We start from the raw sequence: 11417 nt of genomic DNA, 5'->3' as shown, positions 1-11417 counted from the left end.
CCGCTCCGGCCGCGCCCGCTCCGGCCGCGCCCGCGGCTCCGAAGCCCGCTGCCGCCGCACCGGCTCCCGCGAAGGCCGCTCCGGCCGCCGCGAAGCCGAAGGCCGAGCCGGCCACCGAGGCGCCCGAGGGCCCCGAGTACGTGACCCTGCGCGGTCCCGCCGGTGCCGTCGCGAAGAACATGAACGCCTCGCTGGAGCTGCCCACGGCCACGTCCGTGCGCGCGGTCCCGGTGAAGCTGCTCTTCGACAACCGCATCGTGATCAACAACCACCTGAAGCGTGCCCGGGGCGGGAAGATCTCCTTCACCCACCTCATCGGCTACGCGATGGTGCAGGCCATCAAGGCCATGCCGTCGATGAACTGGCACTACGCGGACAAGGACGGGAAGCCCACCCTCGTCAAGCCGCCGCACGTCAACTTCGGCCTCGCCATCGACCTGGTGAAGCCCAACGGCGACCGCCAGCTCGTCGTCGCGGGCATCAAGAAGGCCGAGACGCTGAACTTCTTCGAGTTCTGGCAGGCCTACGAGGACATCGTCCGCCGCGCCCGCGACGGCAAGCTGACGATGGACGACTTCACCGGTGTCACGGTCTCCCTGACCAACCCCGGCGGCCTCGGCACCGTCCACTCGGTCCCGCGTCTGATGCCCGGCCAGTCGGTCATCATGGGCGTCGGCTCGATGGACTACCCGGCGGAGTTCCAGGGCACCTCCCAGGACACCCTGAACAAGCTCGGCATCTCGAAGGTCATGACGCTCACGTCGACCTACGACCACCGGGTCATCCAGGGCGCCGCGTCCGGCGAGTTCCTGCGGATCGTCGCCAACCTGCTCCTCGGCGAGCAGGGCTTCTACGACGACATCTTCGAGGCGCTGCGCATCCCCTACGAGCCGGTCCGCTGGCTCAAGGACATCGACGCCAGCCACGACGACGACGTCACGAAGGCCGCCCGGGTCTTCGAGCTGATCCACTCCTACCGGGTCCGCGGCCACGTCATGGCCGACACCGACCCGCTGGAGTACCGCCAGCGCAAGCACCCCGACCTCGACATCACCGAGCACGGCCTCACCCTGTGGGACCTGGAGCGGGAGTTCGCGGTCGGCGGTTTCGCCGGCAAGTCCCTGATGAAGCTGCGCGACATCCTCGGTGTGCTGCGCGACTCGTACTGCCGCACCACCGGCGTCGAGTTCATGCACATCCAGGACCCCAAGCAGCGCAAGTGGATCCAGGACCGCATCGAGCGCTCGCACTCCAAGCCGGAGCGCGAGGAGCAGCTGCGGATCCTGCGCCGGCTGAACGCGGCGGAGGCCTTCGAGACCTTCCTGCAGACGAAGTACGTCGGCCAGAAGCGCTTCTCCCTGGAGGGCGGCGAGTCCGTCATCCCGCTGCTCGACGCGGTCATCGACAGCGCGGCCGAGTCGCGCCTCGACGAGGTCGTCATCGGCATGGCCCACCGCGGCCGGCTGAACGTGCTGGCGAACATCGTCGGCAAGTCGTACGCGCAGATCTTCCGCGAGTTCGAGGGCAACCTCGACCCGAAGTCGATGCACGGCTCCGGCGACGTGAAGTACCACCTGGGCGCCCGGGGCACCTTCACCGGCCTGGACGGCGAGCAGATCGCCGTCTCGCTGGCGGCGAACCCCTCCCACCTGGAGACGGTCGACCCGATCATCGAGGGCATCGTCCGCGCCAAGCAGGACATCATCAACAAGGGCGGCACGGACTTCACCGTCCTGCCGGTCGCCCTGCACGGTGACGCGGCCTTCGCCGGCCAGGGTGTGGTCGCCGAGACGCTCAACATGTCGCAGCTGCGCGGCTACCGCACGGGCGGCACGGTCCACATCGTCATCAACAACCAGGTCGGCTTCACCGCCGCCCCGGAGTCCTCGCGCTCCTCCATGTACGCCACCGACGTGGCCCGCATGATCGAGGCGCCGATCTTCCACGTGAACGGCGACGACCCCGAGGCCGTCGTCCGGGTCGGCCGGCTCGCGTTCGAGTTCCGTCAGGCGTTCAACAAGGACGTCGTGATCGACCTCATCTGCTACCGCCGCCGCGGTCACAACGAGTCCGACAACCCGGCGTTCACGCAGCCGCTGATGTACGACCTGATCGACAAGAAGCGCTCGGTGCGCAAGCTCTACACCGAGTCCCTCATCGGTCGCGGCGACATCACCCTCGAAGAGGCCGAGCAGGCGCTCCAGGACTTCCAGGGGCAGCTCGAGAAGGTCTTCACCGAGGTGCGCGAGGCCGTCGCGCAGGCCCCCGAGGCGCACTCCCCGGACACCCAGGCCGAGTTCCCGGTCGCCGTGCCCACCGCGGTCTCCCAGGAGGTCGTGAAGCGGATCGCCGAGTCCCAGGTCAACATCCCCGACAACGTCACCGTGCACCCGCGGCTGCTCCCGCAGCTCCAGCGCCGGGCGGCGATGATCGAGGACGGCACGATCGACTGGGGCATGGGCGAGACCCTCGCCATCGGTTCGCTGCTCCTGGAGGGCACGCCGGTCCGGCTGTCCGGCCAGGACTCGCGCCGCGGCACCTTCGGCCAGCGCCACGCGGTGCTGATCGACCGGGTCACCGGCGAGGACTACACCCCGCTCCAGTACCTCTCGGACGACCAGGCCCGCCTGAACGTCTACGACTCGCTGCTCTCCGAGTACGCGGTCATGGGCTTCGAGTACGGCTACTCGCTGGCCCGCCCGGACGCGCTGGTGATGTGGGAGGCGCAGTTCGGCGACTTCGTCAACGGCGCTCAGACGGTCGTCGACGAGTACATCTCGGCCGCCGAGCAGAAGTGGGGCCAGACGTCCGGCGTCACCCTGCTGCTGCCGCACGGCTACGAGGGACAGGGCCCGGACCACTCCTCGGCCCGTATCGAGCGGTTCCTCCAGCTCTGCGCGCAGAACAACATGACGGTCGCCCAGCCGACGCTCCCGTCGAACTACTTCCACCTCCTGCGGTGGCAGGTGCACAACCCGCACCACAAGCCGCTGGTGGTCTTCACCCCGAAGTCGATGCTGCGCCTGAAGGCCGCCGCGTCGAAGACGGAGGAGTTCACGTCGGGCGAGTTCCGCCCGGTCATCGGGGACGACACGGTCGACGCCGCCGCCGTCCGCAAGGTCGTGTTCTGCGCCGGCAAGCTGTACTACGACCTGGAGGCCGAGCGGAAGAAGCGCGGCTCCACGGACACGGCGATCATCCGCATCGAGCGGCTGTACCCGCTGCCGGGTGCCGAGCTCCAGGCGGAGATCGCCAAGTACCCGAACGCCGAGAAGTACCTGTGGGCCCAGGAGGAGCCGGCGAACCAGGGTGCCTGGCCGTTCATCGCGCTCAACCTGATCGACCACCTCGACCTCGCGGTCGGGGCGGACGTCCCGCACGGCGAGCGGCTGCGCCGTATCTCGCGTCCGCACTCCTCGTCGCCCGCCGTCGGTTCCGCGAAGCGGCACCAGGCGGAGCAGGAGCAGCTCGTGCGTGAGGTGTTCGAGGCCTAGTCCCCGGCCCCCGGCACGGCGGTACGAACGAAGGGCCCGGCCCGAGTCCCAGCGGACTCGGGCCGGGCCCTTCGGCGTCGGCTCAGGTGGACTGGGGTTCGAAGTCCCAGTGCGGCCGGTTGCGGGAGCGGGCGGAGATGGTGTGGACGTGCCGGGCGCCGAGGGTGGCGTCCAGGTCGGACAGGGCCTCCTGCTCGACCTTCTCGGCCTCCTGGCGGTCCGCCATGCCGCGCAGGTCGGCGGCGAGCGCGATCCGCGCCGAGAGGGTGAGCGGATGGGTGCGGCCGAGCGTCTCGGTGGCCCGGGCGACGGTCTGCCGGCTCAGCTCCGCGGCCGGTTCGGGGCCGACGACGAGGTTGCGCAGCGCGGCGGCGTTGACGGCGCAGCCGAGCGTCCAGGGGTGGTGCTCCCCCACGGCCGCGGTCATGTCGGTGAGCGCCTGCTCGACGACCTCGTGGGCCTGGTCCCACTCGCCGACCGCGCGCAGGACCAGCGCGTGGTTGGCGCGGGCGCCGACGATGAACGGGTGGCCCTCGGGGAGCATCACCTCGTAGCGGGCGAGGACGGACTCGCCGATCTCGCGGGCCTGGTCGATGTCGCCGTGCTCGCGGTAGAAGCAGCTCGTGCCGACGGCGAACCGGAGGGTCTGCGGGTCGGTCTCGCCGAGGACCCGCTCGCAGCGCTCCAGCACGCTGGCGAACATGGGGCCGGCCGCGTTGCGGTCGCCGGTGCGGTACTGGCACAGGGCGAGGTTGTGCTCGGCGTCGAGGGTCTGCGGGTTGTCATGTCCCATCACGTTGCGGTGCTCGCGCACGCTGGTGCGCTGCGCGGACTCGGCCTCGGTGTAGCGGCCGAGGAGACGCAGGTCGGTGGCGTAGGAGATCTCCGAGTACAGCGTCCAGGGGTGGCGTCCGCGCAGCAGCAGGCGGCGGGACTCCAGGGTGCGCCGGTCGGCGTCGAGGGCTTCCTGGTAGCGGCCGAGGAGGCGCAGGGAGACGGCCAGGTTCTTCTGCGCGTTCAGGGTGCGCGAGTCGGCGTCGCCGAGGAGTTCGCGGTAGAGGGCGAGCAGGCGCTCGGAGAGCCGCAGGGACTCGTCGTAGCGGCCGAGGCCGCGCAGGTCGGCGGCGAGACCGCCGAGGGCCCGCAGATGGTCGAGGTCCTGCTCGCCGCGCTGTTCGCGCAGGTGCTCGACGGTGGCGCGTTCCAGGACCTCGGTGGCCTGGTAGTCGCCGGCCGCGCGGAGCAGGTTGGCGTAGTGGTAGGTCAGTTCCCACACCCGGGGGTGGTTCTCGCCGAGGAGCGGCTTCCAGGCGGCGAGGGCGCGTTCGCCGAGCTTGGTGCCGGCCCGGTACTCGCCGGAGATGTACATGTAGCGAAGGCAGTTGAAGACGAGCGACTGCACCGCGGGGTCCTTGCTCCGCAGGACGTCGGCGAACTTCAGGTGAGGGACGATCTCGGCGTAGCCGGGCCACAGGCGGGTGTCGGTGGGGCGGCGGGGGTCGGCGGCGGCGAGGGCGCGCCGGACGACGTCGACGAACTCGCGGCGGTCCTCGTCGGGCATGTCCTTGTGGACGATCTGGTGGACCATGCGGTGCAGGTACAGGGACTCGCCGGAGGAGGCGGTCTCGTCGCCGGCCGCCTCGTGCGACTCCAGGCGGACGACGGAGTACTGGCGGAGCTGGTTGATGGCCCGGTTCCACAGCAGCGGGTCGTTGAGCAGGCCCGCGATCTGCTCGGGCAACTGGTCGTGCGGCATCTCCTTGAGGAGGCGTACGGGGATGAAGCCGGGCGCGAAGAAGGTGCACAGGCGGAGCAGGTCGACGGATTCCGGGACGGTGTCGCGGAGTTTGTTCAGCAGTATCGACCAGGCCGTCTGGAAGGCGACGGGGAAGTCGGCGGAGATCTTGACGACGTCCTGGTCGATGCCGCCGTCGAGGAGGGCGATGTACTCCTGGACGGACAGGTCGGAGTCGTTGAGCCAGCCGGCGGTCTGGTCGAGGAGGAGGGGCAGGTCCTCCAGGGCCTCGGCGAGCTGGTCGGCCTCGGGTTCGGTGAGGCGGGGGGCGCGGCGGCGGATGAAGGCGACGGACTCGTCCCGGTCGTAGACCGGTACTTCGAGGAGCTTGCTGTTGTGCTCGCTCCACTCGGGGTTGCGCGAGGTGATCAGGACGTGTCCGGGGCCGGTGGGCACGAGGTCGTAGATCTGGTCGGGTTCGTCCGCGCCGTCCAGGATCAGCAGCCAGCGCCCGAAGGGCTCGCCGCGGCGCAGCGAGTCGCGTACGGCACGCAGCCGCTCGCCGTACTCGGCGCCGGTGGACAGGCCCAACTGCGGTGCCAGTTCGGCCAGTCGGCGGCGGTAGGTGACCCGTTTCTCGGCGTTGACCCACCACACGACGTCGTATTCGGAGCCGAAGCGGTAGACGTACTCGGCGGCGAGCTGGGTCTTGCCGACGCCGGACATGCCGTGCAGGGTGACGACGCCGGCGCCCGGTTCGGCGCTCTGGAGCAGGTGGTAGGCGTCGTTCAGGAGCGGCTCGCGGCCGGTGAAGCGGGTGTTGCGGCGCGGTACGCCGCCCCACACCTCGGGCATGGCGGCCGGGTAGCGGGGGCCGCGGCGGGCGCCCTCGACGGCTTCCGGGAGCGGTTCGGAGGGCAGGTCGAGGCGGTCGAGGACGCGGCGTTCGGCCTCGTCGGCGCCCATGTTGTTCAGGTCGACGGCGCCGAGCACGGCGGTGGCGGAGGGCACCGGGCTGGTGGTGACGGACACGGCGGCGAACCGGGACGGGTCGGGGGCGACGACCTCGCGCAGCGCGGTGTTCCACTCGTCCTGGGTGCGCGGGCCGAGCTGGAAGTACCACTCGCTGACCACGATCAGGATGCGGCCCTGGGCGAGGGTGAGGTCGCGCAGCAGGTCGACGAGGGGGACCTCGGCCGGGGAGTCCCAGCGCTGGTAGACGACGCGATGGCCGCGCCGCTCCAGACGGTCACCGATCCAGGCGGCCCAGGCCCGGTTGAACCCGGCGAAGCTGATCGTGACGGTCTGCTTCGCGGCCCCCCTCTCGGCTGGCCGGACCGGCGTAAGAGCTCCAGACATGCAGCGGCCTCCCCGCGCGTGATTTTAGAACCGCCGCGAGGGCCTGCGATAGGGCGCCGACACAGCCGCCCGTCGCCTGCCCACGGTCCTGGGTCAAACGTGTTCAGCGACGATCTTGGCGTACGGAGGGTCCCGCGTCCGGGAACCCACGGCTTTCGGCGAGGATGGCTCGATCCGGCCGGTGGCGTGAAGTCGCTCACCGGCCCCGCGTGTGCCGTTGTGTCCACAGGGTGCGGGCCGCCCGGACGTAGGCGGTGGCGCGGGCGGTCTGGCCGCGGGGCGCGGGCTGCTCGGCGAGGCGTTCGTACGTCTCGACCATGCGGTCGACGAACCGGCGTCCCGGCGCGGTGAGATCGCCGGAGCCGACGAGCGCGGGCAGCACGGCGCCGACCTGTTCCTGGTAGCGGGCGTGCCGGGCCCAGGCGGTGTCCCGGTCGGCGGGATGCGCGGCGGCGAGCGCGGCGCGCTGGAAGAAGTCGGCCAGCGCGAGGTGGGAGTAGGCGCCCTGCAACAGGCCGTCGTACGGGCGCGGGTCGGGGCGCCAGGGGGCGAAGTGCCGCGCCTCGGACCCGGCGTGATGGAGCGTCAGCATGTCGCTGAGCGCGGCGAGTTTGGTGTGCTGTATCTCGTGGACGAGGGTGGCGGCGAAGGCGGTGGCGTTCGCCGGACCGCTGCTCAGGACGGCGCCGAAGGCCTCGCGCCGGGTGCCGCTGCAACTGCCGCCCGCCCGGCCCGGCACGGAGCCGGGCGGGGTGGAGAGCGGGACGAGGCAGCGCAGCAGGGCGGTGGACTCGGCGAGGCGTGTCTCGCCGCCGAGGCCGAGCGCCGCCGCCGTGCCGGACCAGGCGTGCAGCCAGTGCTTGCGGTCGGCGTCGTCGAGGGTGACCGGGCCGCTGAGGGTGTGCGGCCGGGGCCCGCCGCGGGCGGTGCGGTACGGGTCGAGGTCGTCCAGCGGGACGGGCGCCGAGTCGGGCAGCAGTCCCGGCAGCGCGTACGCGGGGGTCCAGGCCGCCGCGTCCGACCAGGCGCCCACCCCGTTCTGCACCCGGACCACCACGTCCGCCTCGCCGGGCACCCGGAACGTCAGCCGTCCCCGCCGGTGCACGAGACCGACCTCGGTGTCCCCGCCACGCCCGGTGCGCAGCGCCCCCAGCGAGGGCAGGGTGAGCACCCCGTCCCGCGCGGTCAGCCGCAGGGCACAGGACACCCCGGCCCGCACGGCGGCCACGGCGGCCACGGCCCCGAGGTAGGCGAGCGCACGCGCCGCGTCCCGGGGGTCGCGCTCGGCCCCGGCCCCGGCCCCGGCAAGGGGGTCGAGCCCTCGAAGAGCGTCCCGGGCCCAGGGCCCCATGAAGGGGTGCAGGAGGAGGGCGCGGACGCCGGTGGGGGGTACGGGGGCGTGACCGGCGGGACGGGTGTCAGGTCGGTCAGGCCGTTCAAGGTGTTCAGGCCGGTCAGGCCGGTCAGGCCGGTCAGGCCGGTCAGGCCGGTCAGGCCGGTCAGGCCGGTCACGGTGTTCAGGCCGTTCAAGGTGTTCCGCTTCCTCCAGGAGGGCCCAGTCCTCGTGCAGGCGGGTCAGGGCGGCGGTCGGCAGGACGCGGGGGCCGGCGGTCTCGGCGGCGTCGAGGACGGCGCGGAGCAGGAGCAGGCGGCGGGTGTACTGGTCGCGGAGGAGGAGCCCGAGGGTCTCCGGACCGCCCTCGGTGCGGCCCAGTTCGGTCAGGGCCCCCTCCGGAACCGGCGGCAGGATCACGGGACGCCTCCTTGGGAAGCGGCGGGGACGACGGCGGGGAGGGCGGCGGCCTCGGCGAGGCTCCGCCCGACGTGCCGGATGAAGCGCTGGAGGTCGGCGCAGTAGACGGACGGGTTGGCGAAGCCGTGTCCGGCCCGGTACCGGTGCGCGTAGTGGCCGCCGCCGCAGACCGTGAGCAACGGGCAGGCCCGGCACCGCGCGGAGAGCGCGACGACGCCCGCCTGCCGGGCGGCGACCCCGGGGTGCCGGAGGGCCGCGTCGAAACCGTGCCGGAAGACGTCGAGCCCGGTCTCCGCCGCGCCCGCGTAGCAGGACTTCAGGGAGTCGACCTGTTCGATGGAACCGTCGGTCTCCACGACGACGGCGTCGAACGGCGCGAGGCCGAGCGACTCGGTCGCGGCGGGCAGCCCGAGGAGCAGCGCCAGGCACTCCTCGAAGAGCCGGACCCGGGTCTCCCGGCGCCCCGCGCCCCACCAGCGGTCGAAGACGGCACACAGCCAGTCCCCGTACGGCGTGTCCCCGCCCGCGGTCCAACCCGGCGGCGGAGCGGACCAGTTGCCGTGCGGGAGCAGCAGGTCGAGGGCGGGCGGGCGCAGCGTCAGCAGCGACTCGTACAGCTCGACCGGATCCGTCGCGGGGTCCACGACGGTGAGGATTCCGGCGTAGGCCTCCGGGTGGCGGGCGGCGAGCAGCCGGGCGCCCCGGGCGGCGGCGGCCCAGGAAGGGCGTCCGGCGCGGTCGGTGCGCAGCGTGTTGTGCTCGGGCAGGCCGCCGTCGAGGCTGACGCCGACGCGGATGCCGTGCCGGGCGAGGACGGCGGCCCTGCGGTCGGTGAGCAGGGTGGCGTTGGTCTGGACGGTGGCGTGCACGGCGCAGCCGTCCGGGACGAGGGCGCGGACCCGGTCGGTGAACCGGGCGAGCGTGCCGGCGCCGGCGAGCAGGGGTTCACCGCCGTGCAGGACCAGGGACAGCGCCGGCAAGCCGTGAGCGAGCGCGTGCTCGCCGACGCGCAGCGCGGTGCGCTCCAGAACGGCGGCGGACGCGGCGGCGGGCCGACTCCGCCACCCCCGGTCGGGACCCTCGTAGAGATAGCAGTACCGGCAGGCGAGATTGCACCGCCCATGCGCTTTCACGATGAACTGCCGGAAGGGGAAGGGAGGTTGGCCGGTGTGCGGGGCGGAGGCGGGGGCGGGTTCCGGTGGGCGGGAGGTCGCGGTGGGGTGCGGACCGGGATGTGGGGTGTCCCGGTGTGGGGTGGACGTCGTGGGGAGCACGGAGGTCACCTCATCCGACACTCCGGCACCCCCATGACGTACGGCCCCGTGGTTCCGCGCCGCGCACCGCGCCTCGGCCCCTGCCCGTACCGGGCGGCATTCCCGGCCGGGGCCCGAACACAAACGCGGCGCGAGCGAAGTTGTCCGGTTCCCTCACGGGGGCGGACCGGAACCGATGTCTTGCGCAACCGGGCCGGCCGCCCCGTCTCCCCCGGGCCCCGCGACGCCCCCTCAGAACGAGTTGTTGAAGCCCCAAAGCATCTCGCTCGGCTGCGCCGCCCGTTCGCGCAGCTCGGCCAGGACCTCGTCCAGTACCGGATGCCGGACGGCCCGTAGCTCCGCCAGGTCCAGTTCCAGCAGGTCGGGCAGTTCCCCGGTGCCGGGGGCCTCCGGCAGGCCCGGTGGGTGCTCCCCCGTGCCGTCCGCGTCCCGTGCCTCGTCCCGTACGCCCATGTCTCCCCCTCGGCTTCCCTGTCGCCCTGTCGCCCTGTCGCCCTGTCGCCCTGTCGCCCTGTCGGCGGACGCCGGCGGCGCTGCTCGCTCGCTCAGTCCAGTTCGGCCAGCCGCTGCGCCGTCTGGCGGGCCGTCGGCTCGCCCGTGGTCAGGGCGTCCTCCGGGAGCCTGGACCACTCGGTGCGGGCGGCCCGGTAGGCCTCGCGCGCGGCCCTCGGCCGGGTGGCCGCCTCGTAGGACATACCCCGCCAGTGCTGTGCCCGCGCCCCCAGTTCGACGGCCTCCTGGCGCTCCCGGCCGGTTTCCGCCCGCGCCTCGGCGTCGCGCGCCGCCTCGGCGGCGGCCCGGAAGGCGTCGATGGCCTCGTCGAGGCGCGCCTTGCGGCCGAGGCTCTGGTACGCCTCGAACTGGGCCTGCCCGAGTTCCAGCCAGCAGTGCGCGGTGGTCAGCGGCGGGCCGTCCTCCAGCGCCGCGAGCCCGAGAAGGTGCTCGGCCTCGCGCAGGTCGACCCGGTCGCCGCGCACGCGGTAGCGCAGCATCAGCGCGCGGCCGAGGAGCAGCAGGCGGTGGGCGAGTTCGCGGCTGCCGGCGGGGGTCTCGGCGCGGCAGTCGCGCAGCACCCGGATGGCCTGGGACAGCGACTCGGGTCCGCCGTCCAGGGAGGCGCGGTGCAGCAGGGCCTCGCCCCATTCGGCCAGTACGTCGGCGTGCGCGGGGGCGTCCCGGGGCACCCCCCGGGAGGCGCGCCGGAACCGGTCGGCGGCGTCCTGGAGTTCGCGCGGGTCGCCCGTCTCCGCGTACCGGGCGACGTGGATCCGGCCGGCCCGTACATGCAGGGCGGCGCGCAGTCCCTGGTCGCGGGTCAGGCCGAGCGCCTCGTCCACGTGGCCCCGGGCGTCGTCGAGGGGGCCTCCGGAGCGGAGCAGGGCGTCGGCGAGGTCGAGGAGGAGGCGGACGCGGGCGGTCTCGGCGGCTTGGCCGGTGGCGCCGCCGGGGCCGGATTCGAGGGCGGCGCGCAGGGAGTGGGCGCTCTGTCCGGCGTAGAGCCTGGCCTGTTCGTGGTCGGCGGTGGCGCCGGAGAGGCGGAGCAGGACGCGGCCGTGGGCGAGCGGGAGTTCGGGCGGCCGGGGCTGTTCGTCGGGCCAGGCGTCGGCGAAGGCCTCCAGCATGCCGACGGCGCCCTGGAGGAGCGCGCTGTCGCCGCCGAGCCGCCACTGGGCCTCCAGCGCGCCCACCCGCTCCAGGGTGAGGCGCAGCGCTTCGGTGTCCGCGAGGCCGGGCGCGGCGCAGGCCACCGCGTACTCGCGGTCGGCGCGGCGCAGCAGGTCGAGCGCGCCGCGCCGGTCGCC

General features: G+C 73.1%; 5 protein-coding genes and 1 pseudogene. 1 reads left to right on the top strand and 5 read right to left on the bottom strand.

Annotation, left to right across the window (positions count from 1 at the left end):
• Positions 1–3494, top strand: a 3494-nt coding sequence (locus tag AB0912_RS35310) for a multifunctional oxoglutarate decarboxylase/oxoglutarate dehydrogenase thiamine pyrophosphate-binding subunit/dihydrolipoyllysine-residue succinyltransferase subunit (RefSeq protein ID WP_366707319.1), incomplete at its 5' end; no start/stop codon positions are given.
• An 82-nt stretch (positions 3495–3576) separates the two neighbouring features.
• Here AB0912_RS35310 and fxsT read toward each other — a convergent pair.
• The 5 genes and pseudogenes from fxsT to AB0912_RS35285 form a co-directional block, all read right to left on the bottom strand.
• Positions 3577–6588 (bottom strand): FxSxx-COOH system tetratricopeptide repeat protein, encoded by a 3012-nt coding sequence (gene fxsT / locus AB0912_RS35305; protein ID WP_366707317.1) that lies wholly within the window; start codon positions 6586–6588, stop codon positions 3577–3579.
• A 196-nt stretch (positions 6589–6784) separates the two neighbouring features.
• Positions 6785–8338 carry an HEXXH motif-containing putative peptide modification protein gene (locus AB0912_RS35300; protein WP_366707323.1) on the bottom strand — a complete coding sequence of 518 codons (1554 nt, stop codon included), beginning with the start codon at positions 8336–8338 and terminating at the stop codon, positions 6785–6787.
• Positions 8338–9477 carry an FxsB family cyclophane-forming radical SAM/SPASM peptide maturase gene (locus AB0912_RS35295; RefSeq protein ID WP_366707321.1) on the bottom strand — a complete coding sequence of 380 codons (1140 nt, stop codon included), beginning with the start codon at positions 9475–9477 and terminating at the stop codon, positions 8338–8340. The genes AB0912_RS35300 and AB0912_RS35295 overlap by 1 nt, the downstream gene beginning before the upstream one ends.
• A gap of 369 nt (positions 9478–9846) precedes the next feature.
• Positions 9847–10068, bottom strand: a complete 222-nt coding sequence (gene fxsA / locus AB0912_RS35290; RefSeq protein WP_366707315.1) for an FxSxx-COOH cyclophane-containing RiPP peptide — start codon at positions 10066–10068, stop codon at positions 9847–9849.
• A 92-nt stretch (positions 10069–10160) separates the two neighbouring features.
• Positions 10161–11417: pseudogene (locus AB0912_RS35285) on the bottom strand (hypothetical protein); the annotation flags it as partial.

Origin of the sequence: Streptomyces sp. NPDC007084, assembly GCF_040703595.1 — a bacterium.
Lineage (GTDB): Bacteria > Actinomycetota > Actinomycetes > Streptomycetales > Streptomycetaceae > Streptomyces.
Note: the sequence above shows the minus strand (reverse complement) of the source record. Positions and strands in the feature narration are given on the sequence as shown.